This is a genomic window from Cupriavidus sp. GW823-FHT07B10, from assembly GCF_058794355.1.
Genome location: NZ_JBXAGS010000007.1, coordinates 45,016 through 64,170, shown reverse-complemented (window position 1 = coordinate 64,170; position 19,155 = coordinate 45,016). Strand labels below are relative to the sequence as shown.

The window sequence follows — 19,155 nt, the reverse complement described above, 5'->3', positions numbered from 1 at the left end:
GCCGCATGGCTTGACGGTTTTACATACCTTGATCGCAGTAGCCTCCACCGCACATCAGGACGAACTTGAGCCATGTCGCCGCATGGCTGGCCCGTTGATCCGGGTCAAGCGCCGGTCGGCCTTGCTGCCTAGACTGGTCTGTAGTTGAGGGGGAGGGCGATCATGGCTTACGAGAGCATCCTGGTGCATCTGGACAGCAGTCCGCAGGCACGGCAGCGGCTCGAAGTGGCGGGGCGACTTGCGGCGGCCGGCCAGTGCCGGCTGATCGGCATGTACGCAGGTTTCATTCCCGATCCTGCCTGGTTCTACCTCATGGACGGCGCGCAGCAATATGTCGCGGACGATCTGGCCCGGCGCAAGCAGGTCAGGGAAGACGTCCGCGCGCAGTTTCTGGCTGCAACCCAGGCCATGCCGGTGCGCGCGGAGTGGCGCGCCGCGGAGCAGGGGGCGGTGGCATCAGTGCTGCGCGAGGCCCGCGAGGCCGGCCTGGTCGTTGCCGGCCAGTACGACCCCGGCAATACGGAAGGTCCGGTGGCCCGGCAACTGCTGGAATCGCTGCTGCTGGAGACCGGCCGACCGACGCTCGTGGTGCCGTGCGCGGGCACGTTTCCATCGCTGGGTACGCGCGTGATCGTGGCGTGGAATGGCAGCCGCGAGGCGGCGCGGGCGCTTCACGACGCCGTGCCGCTGATGGCCGGCGCGCAGGCGCGCATTTTTTGCGCACAGACCGCGGCCAAGGAGGCCAGAGCCGACGCCACCCCGGTCGGCCACGCCGCACGCGTGCTGGAGCGCCACGGCGTCGCCGTGGAAATCGAACACGGTCCCGGTGGGGCTGACCTGACCATCGGCGAACTCATCCTTTCGCGCGCGGCGGATTTCGATGCCGACCTGATCGTGATGGGTGCCTACGGACACGGTCGCATGCGGGAACTGGTGCTCGGCGGTGTCACGCGTACGCTGCTTGACTCGATGACGGCACCGGTGCTGTTTTCACGATGATGCAAGGTCAAACCAAAGAGTGGAATCACGTCATGGACTTCAGAACCTTCCTTGTCGACCTGAGCGAAGATGCTGCACGGTCCGCGCGCATTGAAACGGCAGCACGGCTTGCCGAAAAGTCCGGCGGCAGCGTGGTCGGACTGACGGCAACAGGAACGCACCTGGAGCCGTTTCGCGGGGCGGGCGAAGAAGCCGGGCAATACGGCGTGCTTGCCGCGAACCATTTGCACAAGCTGGCTGCGGCTCACAGGAACGCACTCGAAACGCTGACCGGGCAAGTGTCGCCGGCCATTCCCACCCGGCACATCGTTGTCGAAGCCGAGTCTGGCTGGGCGCTTGCCGACGAGGGCCGCTTCGCCGATCTCATCCTGCCCGCAGCGCCCTCGGCACAGGCCGATGTGCCGGCTTTGCTGGCCGGGGTCGCGGAGTACGCAATGCTCAATGCAGGCCGGCCCATCCTGCTGGTGCCGGGCGGGTCCGGCCCGCGACTTGGCGGCCATGTCGCCATCGCATGGAACGGCGGCCGGGAGGCCGCGCGCGCGGTCGCGGACGCACTGCCGTGGCTTGTGCATGCCAGCGCCGTTACCGTCCTGGTGGTCAGCGCTGGCAAGTACAGCGCTGCTGGTGAGAAAGAGGCCTATCGTGACAGCGCCGATCGGCTGACAGCATGGCTGCTCAGCCATGGCATCCGCGCCAGTCTGCTGGTCGGAGAGGGCGATCCCGACCACGTTCTGCCACAGCTTGCGGCCAAGGTTCAGGCCGGCCTGCTGGTCGCCGGCGGCTATGGCCGCTCCCGGTTGAGGGAGCTGGTGCTGGGCGGCACCACCCGCGCCCTGCTGCGGCAGTCAGGCTTGCCTGTCTTCATGTCGCACTGAGGCGAACCCTCCCGGTACCTCAAGCCACGCGCCGCCCAGGCATCAGCCCGCCATATTCCTTCCCCAAAAACTCCGCCGTGTGCTCCAGCAGATAGGCGCGGCAGCTCTCGCTGGCCGGTGACAAACGCTTGCTGGACATATGCGCGACATGCCAGATGCGCTCGATCGGCGTGCCGGTCACGTCCAGCAGCGCGATCTCGCCGGTGTGCAGTTCCAGCGACAGCGTGTGCAGCGACAACAGGCTGATGCCCATGCCGGCCATCACCGCCTGCTTGATCGGATGCCCGCCGCCAAAGCGTGGCCGTCTCTGACCGACCCACTCCTGCCCTTCATTAAAGTTTGGCGGGTGACTCAAGTTTGGGCCAGAGCGGACGCCGAAACGGTGTGCCTTGGTAGACAACTCTAAATGCCGAGGCTGCCAGCCAGCCGCTGCGCTAGTCCGTCGCGGCGAAAGGCTTCCACAACGTGGTCGATAAATGCGCGTGTCTTGCTGGGCATCAGGGTGCGCGTAGGGTAGTACAACGAAATGGCGCCGGCGTCGGCGTACCAGCGCGGCAGTACGCGTACCAGTTCGCCACGTTCAATCCATGGCAGCACATCGGGTACCGCCAGCAGCGCCACGCCTAGACCCAGTAGCGCGGCTTCCCGCATGGCGGCCGGGTCGCTGACGACGATGCGTTCTGGCATGGTCGCGGCAACCTCGTTGCCCGCGGCATCGCGCATGGTCCAGTGGCGCGTGCGTCCTGTGCGTCCGGAGCGCATGACGATGCCATCCATGGCTCTCAGCATGGACGGATCGGCAGGCAGCGTGCGTTCCCGCAGATACGCAGGCGACGCCACCGCGACGATATGCGCCGGTGCCAGTGGGCGCGACACAAGACCCGGCGCCAGATCGAAGCCCCCGCCTATGGCTGCGTCGAAACCTTCGGCGATCAAGTCGATCGCACGATTCTCGAAATGCCATTCCGGGCGGATCGCGGGGTAACGCTTCAGGAAATCGGGCAGTAACGGCATCACGTAAGCCACGCCGAAAGAAGGGGCCAGGCTGACTTTCAGTACGCCAGCCGGTTCGCCGTGATCATTCGACATCGCGGCGATGGCGGCTTGCAGCGCATCGAGGTTGCCGCCGATGGAGGCCAGGAAGCGCTCGCCAGCCTCGGTGAGTGTCAGCTTGCGTGTGGAGCGCTGAAACAGTCGCACGCCTAGGTTGCGCTCGAGCATCGCCACGTTGCGGCTGACGGCCGCGGGCGTCAGGGCAAGTCGGCGACCCGCCGCCGAAAAGCTGCCGGTTTCGGCGCTGCGCACGAAGGATTCGAGGTTGGCGAGGGTTTCCATCTGGCTCAGCTTACATGATTGCTTGAAGATGATTCCAGTCATTCATAGCTAATCACCATGGAATCGAGCGCCCATACTCCGTTCACACCTTGTGATTCATCTCAAACGGAGAAAGAAATGACTCAAAAGACACTTCCCATGACGGGCAAGATCGCCCTTGTTACCGGCGGTTCGCGCTCTATCGGCGCCGCCATTGCACGCCGCCTGGCCGCCGATGGCGCTGCCGTGGCGCTGACCTACAGTGCCTCACCGGAAAAGGCCGCCATGGTGGTACGCGAGATTGAAGCGGCCGGCGGCCGCGCTGTAGCGCTCGCCGCAGACTCCGGCGATCCCGCCGCGGTGCGCCGGGCCGTGGCAGCGACGGTCGACGCCTTCGGTGGTCTCGACATCCTCGTCAACAACGCCGGCCTTGGCCTGGGCGGTGCCATCGAGGACATCTCGTTCGACACCTATGAGCGCATGATTGCGGTGAACGTGACCGGCGTATTCGTGGCCACGCAGGAAGCCGTGCGCCATATGAAGACGGGCGGGAGGGTGATCCACATCGGTTCGTCGATGGCGCGCTATGCGGCGTTTCCCACGGCATCGCTCTACACGCTGACCAAGGGTGCGATCGCAGGCTTCAATCGCAGCCTGGTGCGCGATTTGGGGCCGAAAGGCATCACGGTCAACACCGTCCACCCCGGCCCGACCGACACCGATATGAATCCCGCCGGCGGCCCGGTCAGCGAAATCGTAGGGCCCGGCATTGCCTTGGGCCGATACGGGCAGCCCCATGAGATTGCCGGCGTGGTGGCGTTCCTCGCTGGTCCGGACGCAGCCTTCGTCACCGGTGCCGAGATCGTTGCCGATGGCGGTTTCACCGCCTAAACCGGGAGTACGTCATGCAAGCAAGCTACGGAAAGACCATTGGCATCATCGGCGCGGGCGCGATAGGCATGGCGTTCGCCACGGCACTGGCACGGCACGGCATCCAGGCGGTGGTTGCTAATAGCCGTGGGCCTGAAACGCTGCGCGATGCCGCGAACGTAATCGGGCCTTCAATTCGCCCTGGCACGCGCGAGGAAGCCGCAGCGCAGGAGATCGTGCTGGTGGCGGTGAACTGGTCGAAGCTGCCGCAGGCGCTGGGCGGGTTGCCCAATTTCGGCGGACGCATTGTCATCGATGCCAACAACCCGATCGAGGCCCCGCTGTTTCGCCCCGCGGACCTGCATGGCCGCTCCTCGAGCGAGTTGTTTGCAGACCTCGTACCCGGCGCGCGAGTTGTCAAGGCGTTCAATCACCTGCAACCCGCGCTGGTTGCTGGCGATCCGCAAGCAGAAGGTGGCCGGCGCGTGATGTTCTTGTCCGGTGACGATGCAAATGCCAAGGTCGAGGTGGCTAGGTTGATCGATCGTCTTGGCTTCTTTGGCATCGATCTGGGTTCGCTTGATGTGGGCGGAAGGCAGCATCAGTTTCCTGGAGGACCGCTGGCGGCGCTGAATCTGGTGAGGTTGGGTTGATTTGAAAGGCGGGCCTGGAAGCAATCGAAAGAGGAACTCGCTATCGACGGTCCGGCAAGCTCCATACCGTCCGCTGTGTCAGAGCTTCGGCCATTCAGCCTGAGGGCCCGGCCGTCGCTTTCTGGCCGACAAGGGACGGTCCAGCCAGCCCAACGTTGTAGCAGGCGTCCAAAGTAAATAACCGCAGCCGAAGCTGCGGTTATCCTTCATTCCCCAGTATGACCAACCGCCATCAAGACTGCCCTCGTAGCGGCCGCGCCAGACATTCGCCTCAGTCCGAGGGGAAATGCTCTGCAGCAGTCCGAACAAGCTGCAGCTTGATCAAGAGGATTCGCAATTCTCTCTAGCCTTTGTCATCCGAAGGCCTTCACCAGCCGCCGCTGCCCAGTGGGTTCCGACCGGGACGGGACGGATGGCTCTCTAATCCCAGCCAACCCTCCTGGAACCTCAGGCCACCCGCCGCCCGGGCATCAGCCCCCCGTACTCCCTCCCCAAAAACTCCGCAGTGTGCTCCAGCAAATAGGCGCGGCAGCTCTCGCTGGCCGGCGACAAACGCTTGCTGGACATATGCGCAACATGCCAGATGCGCTCGATCGGCGTGCCGGCCACGTCCAGCAGCCCGATCTCGCCGGTGCGCAGCTCCAGTCCCAGCGTGTGCAGCGACAACAGGCTGATGCCCATGCCGGCCATCACGGCCTGCTTGATGGTCTCGTTGCTGCCCAGGGTGATCACCTTGGCCGGCGTGAACAGGTGGTCCCGGAACATGTACTCCGCCACGGTGCGGGTGCCTGAACCCGGTTCGCGCAGCAGGAAGGTCTCGTGACGCAGTTCCTGCAGGTCGAACCCCTTTGCATCGTGTAACGGGTGCCGCGGCGAGGCCACCAGCACGTGCGGATGCGCGGCGATGGGTTCCGACACCGCATCCAGTTCGCGCGGCGGGCGGCCCATCAGCGCGAGGTCGATGGCGTTGTCCTGCAGCAGCCGCAGCAGCGTTTCCCGGTTGCCTTCGGCGATGCGCAGATCCACGCCCGGGTGCAGCGCGGTAAAGCCGGCCAGCAGCTTGGGGGCGAAGTACTTCGACGTGCTGATCAGCCCGATCGTGATCGAGCCCTGCTCGACGTCCTTGACCGCCTGCAAGCCTTCCTCGGCGTCCTTGACCTCGCCGAGGATCCGGGACGCATGGTGCAGCAGGCGGTCGCCGGGCTCGGTCAGCGTGAGCTGCCCCTTGACCCGCTCGAACAGCGCCATGCCGACCACGGATTCAAGCTGCTTGACCTGCATCGAGACCGCAGGCTGGGTCAGGTGCAGTTCTTCGGCCGCGCGCACGAAGCTGGCGTGCCTGGCCACGGTGACGAAGATCTGCAACTGGCGAAGGGTAAGGGCGCGCAGGAAGGACGACATGGGCGGTTGGGGGCGGCTTTGGATGGTCCCGTGATGTGCAGCTTGGTCCGCACTTAAGGGATTGCTTATACAGGGGCTAAGAATATCTGAATTTACCTTATGTGGGTGGGCTTATATCTTTGCATCAACGCAGCAGCCAAGACGCTCAACCACGCAAGGAGACAAGCATGAACGCACCTGAATCGGTCCAAGCCAAGCCGCGCAAGCGCTACGACGCCGGCGTCATGAAGTACAAGGAAATGGGGTACTGGGACGGCGACTACGAGCCCAAGGATACCGACCTGCTGGCGCTGTTCCGCATCACGCCGCAGGACGGCGTGGATCCGGTCGAGGCCGCCGCCGCGGTTGCCGGCGAGTCCTCCACCGCCACCTGGACGGTGGTGTGGACCGACCGCCTGACCGCCTGCGACATGTACCGTGCCAAGGCCTACCGGGTCGACCCGGTGCCCAACAACCCCGAGCAGTTCTTCTGCTACGTGGCCTATGACCTGTCGCTGTTCGAGGAAGGCTCGATCGCCAACCTGACCGCGTCGATCATCGGCAACGTCTTCAGCTTCAAGCCGATCAAGGCGGCGCGCCTGGAAGACATGCGCTTCCCGGTCGCCTACGTGAAGACCTTCGCCGGCCCGTCCACCGGCATCATCGTCGAGCGCGAGCGCCTAGACAAGTTCGGCCGTCCGCTGCTGGGCGCCACCACTAAGCCCAAGCTGGGCCTGTCGGGCCGCAACTACGGCCGCGTGGTGTATGAGGGCCTGAAGGGCGGGCTGGACTTCATGAAGGATGACGAGAACATCAACTCGCAGCCCTTCATGCACTGGCGCGACCGCTTCCTGTTCGTGATGGACGCGGTCAACAAGGCCTCGGCCGCCACCGGCGAGGTCAAGGGCAGCTACCTCAACGTGACCGCCGGCACCATGGAAGAGATGTACCGGCGTGCCGAGTTCGCCAAGTCGCTGGGCTCGGTCATCATCATGATCGACCTGATCGTCGGCTGGACCTGTATCCAGTCCATGAGCAACTGGTGCCGCCAGAACGACATGATCCTGCACCTGCACCGCGCGGGCCATGGCACCTACACCCGGCAGAAGAACCACGGCGTGTCGTTCCGCGTGATTGCCAAATGGCTGCGCCTGGCCGGTGTCGACCACATGCACACCGGCACCGCGGTGGGCAAGCTGGAAGGCGATCCGCTGACCGTGCAGGGCTACTACAACGTCTGCCGCGATGCCTACACCCATGCCGACCTGTCGCGCGGGCTGTTCTTCGACCAGGACTGGGCTTCGCTGCGCAAGGTGATGCCGGTGGCCTCGGGCGGCATCCACGCCGGCCAGATGCACCAGCTGATCAGCCTCTTCGGCGACGACGTGGTGCTGCAGTTCGGTGGCGGCACCATCGGCCACCCGCAGGGCATCCAGGCCGGCGCCACCGCCAACCGCGTTGCGCTGGAAGCGATGGTGCTGGCGCGCAACGAAGGCCGCGACATCCTCAACGAAGGGCCGGAGATCCTGCGCGATGCCGCGCGCTGGTGTGGACCGCTGCGGGCTGCGCTCGATACCTGGGGCGACATCAGCTTCAACTACACGCCGACCGACACCTCGGACTTCGCGCCCACCGCGTCGGTGGCCTGAGCCCTGGCGCGACGCCACCAAAGCACGACGAGCGAACCCAAAGAACGAGAGGACATCATGCGTATTACTCAAGGCACTTTCTCCTTCCTGCCCGACCTCACCGACGCGCAGATCACCAGCCAGCTTGAATACTGCCTGAACCAGGGCTGGGCGGTCGGCATCGAGTACACCGACGACCCGCATCCGCGCAATACCTACTGGGAGATGTTCGGCCTGCCGATGTTCGACCTGCGCGATGCCGCCGGCATCCTGCTGGAGATCAACAACGCGCGCAGCACCTTCCCCAACCACTACATCCGCGTCACGGCCTTCGATTCGACGCATACGGTGGAGTCGGTGGTGATGTCGTTCATCGTCAACCGTCCTGCGGACGAGCCCGGCTTCCGCCTGGTGCGACAGGAAGAGCCCGGCCGCACCATGCGCTACTCGATCGAGAGCTACGCTGTGCAGGCACGCCCCGAGGGCAGCCGCTACTGAGCGGCGCCGGCTGAACCGGCGCAGCGCCGTCATGGCGCTGCCGCCGGCGATTTCCTGACTGTGCAATCCCACGGTTGCGCCGCCGCAAGGCCGCGCACCGGGGGGGAGTTGCGCCTCGAATCTTTCGAGCCGGATGCTCGATTGATCCTCACGGAGCCTGCCATGTCCGCACCTGAAACGACCGCACCGCTGCAGCCGCCAGCCGCTCCGGCCGCATCGTTGCCCGGGTCCCTGGCCGAGTCGCTGGCCAGCTCGGGCATCACCGAGCTGCTGGCCCAGCTTGACCGCGAGCTGATCGGGCTGAAGCCGGTGAAAGCGCGCATCCGCGATATCGCCGCCTTGCTGCTGGTGGACAAGCTGCGCGCCGCGCGCGGCTTCAGCGCCGGTGCGCCCAGCCTGCATATGTGCTTCACCGGCAATCCCGGCACCGGCAAGACTACCGTGGCCATGCGCATGGCGCAGATCCTGCACCAGCTGGGCTACGTGCGCCGCGGCCACCTGGTGGCGGTGACCCGCGACGACCTGGTCGGCCAGTACATCGGCCATACCGCGCCCAAGACCAAGGAGATCCTGAAGAAGGCCATGGGCGGGGTGCTCTTCATCGACGAGGCCTACTACCTCTACCGCCCGGAGAACGAGCGCGACTACGGCCAGGAGGCCATCGAGATCCTGCTGCAGGTGATGGAGAACAACCGCGACGACCTGGTGGTGATCCTGGCCGGCTACAAGGACCGCATGGACCGTTTCTTCGAGTCCAACCCGGGCATGTCCTCGCGCGTTGCCCACCATGTCGATTTCCCCGACTACCAGCTCGACGAGCTGCGCCAGATCGCCGACCTGATGCTGTCCGAGATGCAATACCGCTTCGACGACGAAAGCCGGGCCGTGTTTGCCGACTACCTGGCCCGGCGCATGGCGCAGCCGCACTTTGCCAATGCCCGCAGCGTGCGCAATGCGCTGGACCGCGCGCGCCTGCGCCATGCCTCGCGCCTGCTGGACGATGCCGGCGCGGTCGTCGACGACCGTACCCTGACCACCATCACCGCGTCTGACCTGCTTGCCAGCCGCGTGTTTTCGAAGGCCGCGCCGGACGCACGGACGCCGGCCAAGGAGTAAGCCATGCAAGCCCTGATTTTCGATGTCGACGGCACCCTGGCCGATACCGAAAGCGCGCACCTGCAAGCCTTCAATGCCGCCTTCGCCGAGGTCGGCCTGGACTGGCACTGGGACGCGCCGCTCTACACGCGCCTGCTCAAGGTGGCCGGCGGCAAGGAGCGCCTGATGCATTACTGGCGCATGGTCGACCCGGAAGAGGCCCGCGGCTGCAAGGTGAAGGAAACCATCGACGCCGTGCACGCCATCAAGACCCGCCACTATGCCGAGCGCGTCGGGGCGGGCGGCCTGCCGCTGCGCCCGGGCATTGCCCGCCTGATCGACGAGGCCGGCGAGGCCGGGCTCCCGCTGGCGATTGCCACCACCACCACGCCGGCCAACCTCGACGCGCTGCTGCAGGCGCCGCTTGGCGCCGACTGGCGCCGTCGCTTTGCCGCCATCGGCGACGCCGGCACCACGGCCATCAAGAAGCCGGCGCCCGATGTCTACCTTGCGGTGCTGGAGCGGCTGGGCCTGGAAGGCGGTGACTGCCTGGCGATCGAGGACTCGGCGAACGGCCTGCGCGCCGCCCGGGCGGCCGGCATTCCCACCGTGGTCACGCCCACCGCGTTCAGCGCGCAGGACTCCTTCGAGGGCGCGCTGCTGGTGCTGCCGCATCTTGGCGATCCCGGCGAGCCCATGCCCCAGCACGTGCCCGGCGCGGCAAACCGCTGGGCCGACCTTGCCGCGTTGCGCGCCTGGCACCACGGCACCCTGATCGAGGCAACCTGACATGCATGCCACTGAACCCAACACCGGCCATGGCAGCCAGCGTGCCATCCGCCTGGCGCCATCCATCCTGTCGGCCGATTTCGCGCGCCTGGGCGAAGAGGTGTGCGCGATCGAGGCCGGCGGCGCAGACCTGGTGCACTTCGATGTGATGGACAACCACTATGTGCCCAACCTGACCATCGGCCCGCTGGTGTGCGAGGCAATCCGGCCGCTGGTCTCCATCCCCATCGACGTGCATCTGATGGTGGAACCGGTCGATGCGCTGATCCCGCTGTTCGCCAAGGCCGGCGCCAACATCATCAGCTTCCATCCGGAGGCGAGCCGCCATGTCGACCGCACCATCGGCCTGATCCGCGACCACGGCTGCAAGGCAGGCCTGGTGCTCAACCCGGCCACGCCGCTGGGCTGGCTGGACCATACGCTGGACCAGCTCGACCTGGTGCTGCTGATGAGCGTGAACCCGGGCTTTGGCGGCCAGGCCTTCATTCCGGGCGTGCTGGACAAGGTGCGCCAGGCACGCGCGCGCATCGACCGGCAGGTGGACGCCGGCGGGCGGCCGGTCTGGCTGGAGATCGACGGCGGCGTCAAGGCCGACAACATTGCCGCGATCGCGCGAGCGGGCGCCGACACCTTCGTTGCCGGCAGCGCCGTGTTCGGCGCGCCCGATGCCGACGGCGGCTACTCGAGCATCCTGTACCGCTTGCGCGAGGCCGCCACGGTCACGTAGCCCGCCCCGCACCGGCACCACACAAGAATGCATAGCCAATCTATAGGAGACCTGTCATGCCTGAAGTCCAAAGGATGACCCTGACGCAGTTCCTGATCGAGGAACGCCGCCGCTATCCGGATGCCAGCGGCGGCTTCAACGGCCTGATTCTCAACGTCGCCATGGCCTGCAAGGAAATCGCGCGCGCGGTTGCCTTCGGCGCGCTGGGGGGCTTGCACGGCAAGGCCAGCAATCAAGCCGGAGAAGCAGGGGCCGTCAACGTGCAGGGCGAAATCCAGCAGAAGCTGGACGTGCTGAGCAATACCACCTTCCTGCGCGTCAACGAGTGGGGCGGGTACCTGGCCGGCATGGCGTCGGAGGAGATGGAGGCGCCTTACCAGATCCCGGATCACTACCCGCGCGGCAAGTACCTGCTGGTGTTCGATCCGCTCGACGGCTCATCCAACATCGACGTCAATGTCTCGGTGGGCAGCATCTTCTCGGTGCTGCGCGCGCCTGAGGGCGCAAGCGCCGTCACCGAGCAGGATTTCCTGCAGCCCGGCAGCGCCCAGGTGGCGGCCGGCTACGCGCTCTACGGTCCCACCACCATGCTGGTGCTGACCGTGGGCAATGGCGTCAACGGCTTCACGCTCGATCCCAACCTGGGCGAGTTCTTCCTCACGCACCCCAACCTGCAGGTGCCGGCCGATACCCAGGAATTTGCCATCAATGCGTCGAACAGCCGCTTCTGGGAAGCGCCGGTGCAGCGCTACATCGCCGAGTGCATGGCCGGCAAGAGCGGGCCGCGCGGCAAGGATTTCAATATGCGCTGGATCGCGTCGATGGTGGCCGAGGCGCACCGCATCCTGATGCGTGGCGGCGTCTTCATGTACCCGCGCGACTCCAAGGATCCCGCCAAGCCGGGCCGCCTGCGCCTGCTGTACGAGGCCAATCCGATCGCCTTCCTGATGGAGCAGGCCGGCGGGCGCGCCAGCACGGGCCGGCAGACGCTGATGTCGGTGGCGCCGGGTGCGCTGCACCAGCGCATTGGCGTGATCTTCGGCTCGCGCAATGAAGTGGAACGGATCGAGGGCTACCACACCGACCAGACCGATCCCGACCTTCCGAGTCCCCTGTTCAACGAGCGCAGCCTGTTCCGCGCGTCTGCCTGAGGTGCCTGGCCATGTCAGAACGTTATCCCATTATCGCCATCACCGGCTCCTCGGGCGCCGGTACCACGTCGGTGACCCGTACCTTCGAGAACATCTTCCGCCGCGAGGGCGTGAAGTCAGTGGTGATCGAAGGCGACAGCTTCCACCGCTATGACCGCGCCGAGATGAAGGTCAAGATGGCCGAGGCCGAGCGCACCGGCAATATGAACTTCAGCCACTTCGGCGAGGAGAACAACCTGTTCGGCGAGCTGGAGAACTTGTTCCGCTCCTATGCCGAAACCGGCACGGGCATGCACCGGCACTACCTGCATAGCCCGGAGGAAGCCGCGCCGTTCGGGCAGGAACCCGGCACCTTCACCCAGTGGGAGCCGCTGCCGGCCGATACCGACCTGCTGTTCTACGAGGGCCTGCACGGCGGCGTGGTCACCGATTCGGTCAATGTCGCCCAGTATCCCAACCTGCTGATCGGCGTGGTCCCTGTCATCAACCTGGAATGGATCCAGAAGCTCTGGCGCGACAAGAAGCAGCGCGGCTATTCGACCGAGGCCGTGACCGACACCATCCTGCGCCGCATGCCGGACTACGTGAATTACATCTGCCCGCAGTTCTCGCGCACGCATGTGAACTTCCAGCGCGTGCCGTGCGTGGATACGTCCAACCCCTTTATCTCGCGCGAAATCCCCGCGCCCGATGAAAGCATGGTGGTGATCCGCTTTGCCAACCCGAAGGGGATCGACTTCCAGTACCTGCTGAGCATGATCCACGACTCCTTCATGTCGCGCGCCAACACCATCGTGGTGCCCGGCGGCAAGATGGAGCTGGCCATGCAGCTGATCTTCACGCCCTTCGTGCTGCGCATGATGGAGCGCCGCAAGCGCGCCGCGCAGTAAGGACTCGACCGTGAAACGCCGACTCGCGAGGATCTCCTGAATGAACGCACCAGAACGCATCGATTCCGCAGCGCGCTGTGCCAACGCGCTGCGCTTCCTGGCCGCCGACGCGGTGGAGCAGGCCAAATCGGGCCACCCCGGCGCACCCATGGGCATGGCCGAGATGGCCGAAGTGCTGTGGCGGCGCCACCTGCGACACAACCCGGCCAACCCGGCCTGGCCCGACCGTGACCGCTTCGTGCTGTCCAACGGCCATGCGTCCATGCTGCAGTATGCGCTGCTGCACCTGACCGGCTACGACCTGCCGATGTCGCAGCTGCGCCAGTTCCGCCAGCTGCACGCGGCCACGCCCGGCCATCCGGAGCTTGGCGTGACGCCGGGCGTGGAAACCACCACCGGGCCGCTGGGACAGGGCCTGGCCAATGCCGTCGGCATGGCGCTGGCGGAGAAGCTGCTGGCCGCCACCTTCAACCGGCCCGGCTTCGACATCGTCGACCACCACACCTACGTCTTCCTTGGCGATGGCTGCCTGATGGAAGGACTCAGCCACGAGGCCTGCTCGCTGGCGGGCACGCTCAGGCTGGGCAAGCTGATCTGCCTGTACGACGACAACGGTATCTCCATCGACGGCGAGGTCGCCGGCTGGTTTGCCGACGACACCCCGAAGCGCTTTGCCGCCTATGGCTGGCATGTGATTGCGGACGTCGACGGACACGATGCGCACGCCCTCGATGCCGCGCTGCACGAGGCCAAGGCCGAGCGCGACCGGCCCACGCTGATCTGCTGCCGCACCGTGATCGGCAAGGGCGCGCCCGCCAAGGCCGGCGGGCACGATGTGCACGGCGCCCCGCTGGGCGCGCCGGAGATCGCCGCCATGCGCACCGCGCTGGGCTGGGAAGCCGAGCCCTTCACGGTGCCGGCGGATGTCGCCGACGCCTGGGATGCACGCGCGCAAGGCGCCGCGCGCGAGGCCGAATGGGAGGCGCGCTTCGTCAGCTATTGCGCCGCGCACCCCGAACTGGCCGAAGAATTCGTGCGCCGTGCCAATGGCCGCCTGCCCGAGGGCTTCGATGCCGAATTGATGGCGTTGCTGGACGCGCCGTCGCCGCTGCAAGGCAAGATCGCCACGCGCAAGGCATCGCAGCTGTGCCTGGAGGCGCTCACGCCCGCCTTGCCCGAGCTGCTGGGCGGCTCGGCCGACCTGACCGGGTCCAACCTGACCAATGTCAAGGCGTCGGTCTGGGTCAACCATGCCGGGCATGGCAACTACGTGAGCTACGGCGTGCGCGAGTTCGGCATGGCCGCCGCGATGAACGGCATTGCGCTGCATGGCGGGCTGATCCCCTACGGCGGCACCTTCATGACCTTCTCGGACTACTCGCGCAATGCCATCCGCATGGCGGCGCTGATGCGCCTGCGCGTGGTCCACGTGCTGACCCATGACTCGATCGGGCTCGGCGAGGACGGTCCCACCCACCAGCCGGTGGAACACGCCGCCAGCCTGCGCCTGATCCCCAACAACCAGGTCTGGCGTCCCTGCGACGGCGCCGAGACCGCGTACGCGTGGCTGGCCGCGCTGCGGCGCGAGGATGGCCCGAGCTGCCTGGTGCTGTCGCGGCAGGCGCTGATGCCGTTCGAGCGCAATCCGGCCCAGCGCGCGGAGATTGCGCGCGGCGGCTATGTGCTGCGCGATGTGCCGGCGCCGCGCGTGGTGCTGATTGCCACTGGCTCCGAGGTGGAAATCGCCATGCGCGCGGCGCTGGACCTGGCCGATGCCGGCATCGCCGCGCGCGTGGTGTCCATGCCCTGCGTGGAGCTGTTCTACGCGCAGGACGTGGCGTACCGCGACACCGTGCTGCCACCTGGCCTGCCGCGCGTCAGCGTGGAGGCGGGCGGCACCTGGTTCTGGCGCGGCGTGGTGGGCGAGCAGGGCCTGGCGCTGGGCATCGACACCTTCGGCGAATCCGCGCCGGCCGAGGCGCTGTACCAGCACTTCGGCCTGACCCCGGCGCATGTCGCCGCGGCCGCGCGCGTGCTGCTGGAGGAGGCGTGATGGCTACCGTATCCATGCCCTGCACCGCGGTGCTGATCGACCTGGACGGCACGCTGGTCGACAGCGCGCCCGATATTGTCGAGGCCGCCAACTGCATGCTGGCCGACTTCGGCAGCCCGGCATTGCCGTTCGACACCGTGGCCGGCTTCATCGGCCGCGGCGTGCCCAACCTGGTGCGGCGCGTGCTCGAGACCGCCGGGCTTACGCCGCGGGTTGAGGCCGCCGAAGCCGTGGCGATGTTCCACCGCCACTATGCCGAGACCAACGGCCGCCTCGGGTCGGTGTTCCCGGGCGTGGAGGCAGGCCTGGAGGCGCTCAGGCGCCAGGGCTACCGGCTTGCCTGCGTCACCAACAAGCCGCGCGCGCTGGCGGTGCCGCTGCTGGCGCTGACCGGGTTGTCGCAGTACCTCGAAGTGCTGGTGGCGGGCGACTCGATCGCGCAGATGAAACCGGATCCCGAACCGCTGCGCCACGCCTGCAACCTGCTCGACGTCGATACGGCGCAGGGCGTGCTGGTGGGGGATTCGGCGGTGGACGTGGCGGCGGCGCGCGCGGCCGGCATCCCGGTCTGCCTGGTTCGCTATGGCTACGCCGGCCCCGGCGGGCCCGCGGCGCTGGGCGCGGATGCGCTGCTCGATTCGCTGGAGGCGTTGCCGGCGCTGCTGACGCCGGCGCGGCTGGCGCCAGCCGCCTGATGTTGCGCCGGCGCGCCAGCGCGACCGGCAAGGATACCAAGACAAGTAAAGGAGACAGCATGACTATCAAGGTTGCCATCAACGGCTACGGACGCATCGGCCGCAATGTGCTGCGCGCCCACTATGAAGGCGGCAAGCGGCACGATATCGAGATCGTCGCCATCAACGACCTCGGCAACGCGGCCACCAATGCGCACCTGACCCAGTACGACACCGTCCACGGCCGCTTCCCGGGCGAGGTCTCGGTCGACGGCGATGCCTTCCGCGTCAACGGCGACCGGATCCGCGTGCTGGCGCAGCGCAACCCGGCCGAGCTGCCGTGGGGCGAGCTGGGCGTGGACGTGGTGATGGAATGCACCGGGCTCTTCACCAGCAAGGAAAAGGCCTCGGCCCACCTGAGGGGCGGCGCGAAGAAGGTGATCATCTCCGCCCCCGGCGGCAAGGACGTGGACGCCACCATCGTCTACGGCGTCAACCACGGCGTGCTGAAGGCCACCGACACGGTGATCTCCAACGCCTCCTGCACCACCAACTGCCTGGCGCCGCTGGTCAAGCCGCTGCACGAGAAGCTGGGGCTGGTGAACGGCCTGATGACCACCGTGCACTCCTATACCAACGACCAGGTGCTGACCGACGTCTACCACGAAGACCTGCGCCGGGCGCGCTCGGCCACCATGTCGATGATCCCGACCAAGACCGGCGCAGCCGCCGCGGTCGGGCTGGTGATGCCTGAGCTGGACGGCCGGCTGGACGGTTTTGCCGTGCGCGTGCCGACCATCAATGTGTCGCTGGTCGACCTGTCCTTCGTGGCGGCGCGGCCGACCACGGTGGAGGAGGTGAACGGCATCCTGAAGGCCGCCGCAGAAGGCGAGCTCAAGGGCATCCTGGACTACAACACCGCGCCGCTGGTCTCGGTGGACTTCAACCACAACCCGGCGTCGTCCACCTTCGACGCCACCCTGACCAAGGTCAACGGCACCCTGGTCAAGGTGTCGGCCTGGTATGACAACGAATGGGGCTTCTCCAACCGCATGCTGGATACCGCGGTGGCGTTGGCCCACGCACGCTAGCAGATCGCCATGATGAGCCTATCCCATGCTACGAACCCGCAACCGAAACCCGCGGCGGCGCCGCACACGCTGGCCGCACTGCTTGCAGCCGGTGGACTGGCTGGCAAGCGGGTCTTCATCCGCGCCGACCTCAACGTCCCGCAGGATGCAGCGGGCGCTATCACCGACGATACCCGCATCCGGGCTTCCGTGCCCGCCATCGCGGCCTGCCTGCAGGCGGGCGCCGCGGTGATGGTCACCTCGCACCTGGGCCGGCCGCAGGAGGGGGCGCCCGACCCGCGCCACAGCCTGGCGCCGGTGGGCCGCCGCCTGTCTGAACTGCTGGGCCGCCAGGTGCCGCTCTTGTCCGGCTGGACCGAGGGCGGCTTCCAGGTGCCGCCCGGGCAGGTGGTGCTGCTGGAAAACTGCCGCATGAACACGGGCGAGAAGAAGAACAGCGACGAACTGGCGCAGAAGATGGCGGCGCTGTGCGATGTCTACGTCAACGACGCGTTCGGCACCGCCCACCGCGCCGAGGCGACCACGCATGGCATCGCCAGGTACGCCCCCATTGCCTGCGCCGGCCCGCTGCTGGCCGCCGAGATCGACGCGCTGGGCAAGGCGTTGGGCCAGCCGGCGCGTCCGCTGGTGGCAATCGTGGCCGGCTCCAAGGTCTCGACCAAGCTGACCATCCTGAAGTCGCTGGCCGACAAGGTCGACAACCTGATCGTCGGCGGCGGCATTGCCAATACCTTCATGCTGGCCGCCGGCCTGAAGATCGGCAAGTCGCTGGCCGAGCCTGACCTGCTGGCCGATGCCAGGGCCATCATCGACATCATGGCCAGGCGTGGCGCCTCGGTGCCGATTCCGGTCGACGTGGTGTGCGCCAAGGAATTCAGCGCCACCGCCGAGGCTACCGTCAAGGACGTCAAGGACGTGGCCGACGACGACATGATCCTGGACATCGGCCCCAGGACCGCAACGATGCTGGCCGAGCAACTGAAGGCCGCCGGCACCATCGTCTGGAACGGCCCGGTGGGCGTGTTCGAGTTCGACCAGTTCGGCAACGGCACCAGGGTGCTGGCCCAGGCCATCGCCGAATCGAAGGCGTTCTCGATCGCCGGCGGCGGCGACACGCTGGCCGCGATCGCCAAGCACGGCATTGCCGACCGCGTGGGCTATATCTCGACCGGCGGCGGCGCGTTCCTGGAATTCCTGGAGGGCAAGACGCTGCCCGCGCTGGCCGTGCTGGCACAGCGCGCCGCTGCCTGAACCCGACCTCACCGATTCTGCAATCAGTAAAGGAGCTTCATCATGGCACTCATTTCCTTGCGCCAGCTGCTGGACCACGCGGGAGAGTTCGGCTACGGCGTGCCGGCCTTCAACGTCAACAACCTGGAACAGATCCACGCCATCATGGAGGCGGCCCAGGAAACCGACAGCCCGGTCATCCTGCAGGCCTCGGCCGGCGCCCGCAAGTATGCTGGCGAGGCTTACCTGCGCCATATGGTGCTGGCCGCGGCCGAGACCCATCCGGACATCCCCATCGTGCTGCACCAGGACCACGGCTCCAGCCCGGCGATCTGCCAGGCCTCGATCCGCTCCGGCTTCACCAGCGTGATGATGGACGGCTCGCTGCGCGAAGACATGAAGACCCCCTCCGACTACGACTACAACGTCGAGGTCACGCGGCGCGTGTGCGAGATGGCGCATGCGATCGGCGTGTCGGTGGAAGGCGAACTGGGCTGCCTGGGCTCGCTCGAAACCGGCCAGGCCGGCGAAGAGGACGGCGTGGGCGCGGCGGGCACGCTGTCGCACGACATGATGCTGACCGACCCGGCCCAGGCGCGCGACTTCGTTGCCCGCACCGGCGTGGATGCACTGGCGATCGCCATCGGCACCAGCCACGGCGCCTACAAGTTCTCACGCAAGCCCACCGGCGACATCCTGGCGATGGACCGCATCCGCGAGATCCACGAGCAGATCCCTGACACCCACCTGGTGATGCACGGCTCCAGCTCGGTGCCGCAGGAATGGCTGGAGATCATCCGCCAGTACGGCGGCGACATCAAGGAGACCTACGGCGTGCCGGTCGAGGAGATCCTGCGCGGCATCAAGATGGGGGTGCGCAAGGTGAATATCGATACGGATATCCGCCTGGCCATGACCGGGGCCATCCGCAAGTCCTTGTCCGACGACCGCAGCGAATTCGATCCGCGCAAGGCGCTGCTGGCGGCCAAGAAGGGGGCGAGAAGCGTGGTCAAGCTGCGCTTCGAGGCCTTCGGCTGCGCCGGGCAGGCCTCGCGGATCAAGCCGGTGCCGCTGGAGCGGGTGGCGAAGCTCTATTCCTGAAGGAGCATCCGCACCACGAGCCCAGGCACACGCACCCCTCTCCCGCGAGCGGGCGAGGGGAGCAAACCGGCAGCAGGAGTTGTTCGCGTGACTAACCCCAACGCCGTCACCAGCAACCTGGCGCGGCACAAGGAGCA

At 66.7% G+C, this 19,155-nt stretch carries 19 protein-coding genes; 16 read left to right on the top strand and 3 right to left on the bottom strand.

Annotated features, from left to right (window positions below; translation table 11 throughout):
- Nucleotides 1–162 precede the first annotated feature (162 nt).
- Complete coding sequence (locus tag AC1Q6V_RS16840; protein ID WP_439669093.1) at nucleotides 163–999, top strand: universal stress protein; 837 nt, start codon at nucleotides 163–165, stop codon at nucleotides 997–999.
- 32 nt (nucleotides 1,000–1,031) lie between these two features.
- Nucleotides 1,032–1,874, top strand: coding sequence for a universal stress protein (locus tag AC1Q6V_RS16835; protein WP_454749082.1), 843 nt, complete (start codon nucleotides 1,032–1,034; stop codon nucleotides 1,872–1,874).
- Nucleotides 1,875–1,893: 19 nt separating this feature from the next.
- Here the strand turns inward: AC1Q6V_RS16835 and AC1Q6V_RS16830 are convergent, their stop codons facing one another.
- Nucleotides 1,894–2,229, bottom strand: coding sequence for a LysR substrate-binding domain-containing protein (locus AC1Q6V_RS16830; protein WP_492316317.1), 336 nt, complete (start codon nucleotides 2,227–2,229; stop codon nucleotides 1,894–1,896).
- Nucleotides 2,230–2,276: 47 nt separating this feature from the next.
- Complete coding sequence (locus tag AC1Q6V_RS16825) at nucleotides 2,277–3,209, bottom strand: LysR family transcriptional regulator (RefSeq protein WP_058696765.1); 933 nt, start codon at nucleotides 3,207–3,209, stop codon at nucleotides 2,277–2,279.
- 138 nt (nucleotides 3,210–3,347) lie between these two features.
- Here AC1Q6V_RS16825 and AC1Q6V_RS16820 point away from each other — a divergent pair, with 138 nt between their 5' ends.
- Both AC1Q6V_RS16820 and AC1Q6V_RS16815 read left to right on the top strand, forming a co-directional pair.
- A complete protein-coding gene (locus AC1Q6V_RS16820) occupies nucleotides 3,348–4,079 on the top strand; it encodes an SDR family oxidoreductase (protein WP_439669092.1) in 732 nt (243 codons plus the stop codon).
- A gap of 14 nt (nucleotides 4,080–4,093) precedes the next feature.
- Complete coding sequence (locus AC1Q6V_RS16815; RefSeq protein ID WP_058696763.1) at nucleotides 4,094–4,711, top strand: NADPH-dependent F420 reductase; 618 nt, start codon at nucleotides 4,094–4,096, stop codon at nucleotides 4,709–4,711.
- Nucleotides 4,712–5,158: 447 nt separating this feature from the next.
- Here the strand turns inward: AC1Q6V_RS16815 and AC1Q6V_RS16810 are convergent, their stop codons facing one another.
- Complete coding sequence (locus AC1Q6V_RS16810; RefSeq protein WP_010809288.1) at nucleotides 5,159–6,112, bottom strand: LysR family transcriptional regulator; 954 nt, start codon at nucleotides 6,110–6,112, stop codon at nucleotides 5,159–5,161.
- 167 nt (nucleotides 6,113–6,279) lie between these two features.
- On the opposite strand from AC1Q6V_RS16810, the gene AC1Q6V_RS16805 reads away from it, so the two are divergent.
- The 12 genes from AC1Q6V_RS16805 (at nucleotide 6,280) to fba (ending at nucleotide 19,018) form a co-directional block, all read left to right on the top strand.
- Nucleotides 6,280–7,740 carry a form I ribulose bisphosphate carboxylase large subunit gene (locus AC1Q6V_RS16805; RefSeq protein ID WP_010809289.1) on the top strand — a complete coding sequence of 487 codons (1,461 nt, stop codon included), beginning with the start codon at nucleotides 6,280–6,282 and terminating at the stop codon, nucleotides 7,738–7,740.
- 57 nt (nucleotides 7,741–7,797) lie between these two features.
- On the top strand, nucleotides 7,798–8,217 hold the full coding sequence (locus AC1Q6V_RS16800; RefSeq protein WP_010809290.1) for a ribulose bisphosphate carboxylase small subunit: 420 nt from the start codon (nucleotides 7,798–7,800) through the stop codon (nucleotides 8,215–8,217).
- Between the two features lie 162 nt (nucleotides 8,218–8,379).
- Nucleotides 8,380–9,333, top strand: coding sequence for a CbbX protein (cbbX, locus tag AC1Q6V_RS16795; protein WP_454749084.1), 954 nt, complete (start codon nucleotides 8,380–8,382; stop codon nucleotides 9,331–9,333).
- Nucleotides 9,334–9,336: 3 nt separating this feature from the next.
- On the top strand, nucleotides 9,337–10,101 hold the full coding sequence (locus AC1Q6V_RS16790; RefSeq protein ID WP_058696761.1) for an HAD family hydrolase: 765 nt from the start codon (nucleotides 9,337–9,339) through the stop codon (nucleotides 10,099–10,101).
- A 1-nt stretch (nucleotide 10,102) separates the two neighbouring features.
- A complete protein-coding gene (gene rpe, locus AC1Q6V_RS16785; RefSeq protein ID WP_010809293.1) occupies nucleotides 10,103–10,828 on the top strand; it encodes a ribulose-phosphate 3-epimerase in 726 nt (241 codons plus the stop codon).
- Nucleotides 10,829–10,884: 56 nt separating this feature from the next.
- Nucleotides 10,885–11,979 carry a class 1 fructose-bisphosphatase gene (locus AC1Q6V_RS16780; RefSeq protein WP_011617202.1) on the top strand — a complete coding sequence of 365 codons (1,095 nt, stop codon included), beginning with the start codon at nucleotides 10,885–10,887 and terminating at the stop codon, nucleotides 11,977–11,979.
- Between the two features lie 11 nt (nucleotides 11,980–11,990).
- Nucleotides 11,991–12,869 (top strand): phosphoribulokinase, encoded by an 879-nt coding sequence (locus AC1Q6V_RS16775; protein WP_010809295.1) that lies wholly within the window; start codon nucleotides 11,991–11,993, stop codon nucleotides 12,867–12,869.
- A gap of 40 nt (nucleotides 12,870–12,909) precedes the next feature.
- Nucleotides 12,910–14,922, top strand: a complete 2,013-nt coding sequence (tkt, locus tag AC1Q6V_RS16770) for a transketolase (protein WP_010809296.1) — start codon at nucleotides 12,910–12,912, stop codon at nucleotides 14,920–14,922.
- Complete coding sequence (gene gph, locus AC1Q6V_RS16765; protein WP_454749085.1) at nucleotides 14,922–15,617, top strand: phosphoglycolate phosphatase; 696 nt, start codon at nucleotides 14,922–14,924, stop codon at nucleotides 15,615–15,617. The genes tkt and gph overlap by 1 nt, the downstream gene beginning before the upstream one ends.
- A 59-nt stretch (nucleotides 15,618–15,676) precedes the next feature.
- Nucleotides 15,677–16,687 (top strand): type I glyceraldehyde-3-phosphate dehydrogenase, encoded by a 1,011-nt coding sequence (gap, locus tag AC1Q6V_RS16760; protein WP_010809298.1) that lies wholly within the window; start codon nucleotides 15,677–15,679, stop codon nucleotides 16,685–16,687.
- A gap of 9 nt (nucleotides 16,688–16,696) precedes the next feature.
- Entirely contained in the window at nucleotides 16,697–17,938 is a 1,242-nt protein-coding gene (locus AC1Q6V_RS16755; protein WP_492316314.1) for a phosphoglycerate kinase, read from the top strand.
- Nucleotides 17,939–17,980: 42 nt separating this feature from the next.
- Nucleotides 17,981–19,018: a class II fructose-bisphosphate aldolase gene (gene fba, locus AC1Q6V_RS16750; protein WP_010809300.1), complete on the top strand. Its 1,038-nt coding sequence runs from the start codon at nucleotides 17,981–17,983 to the stop codon at nucleotides 19,016–19,018.
- Nucleotides 19,019–19,155 lie beyond the last annotated feature (137 nt).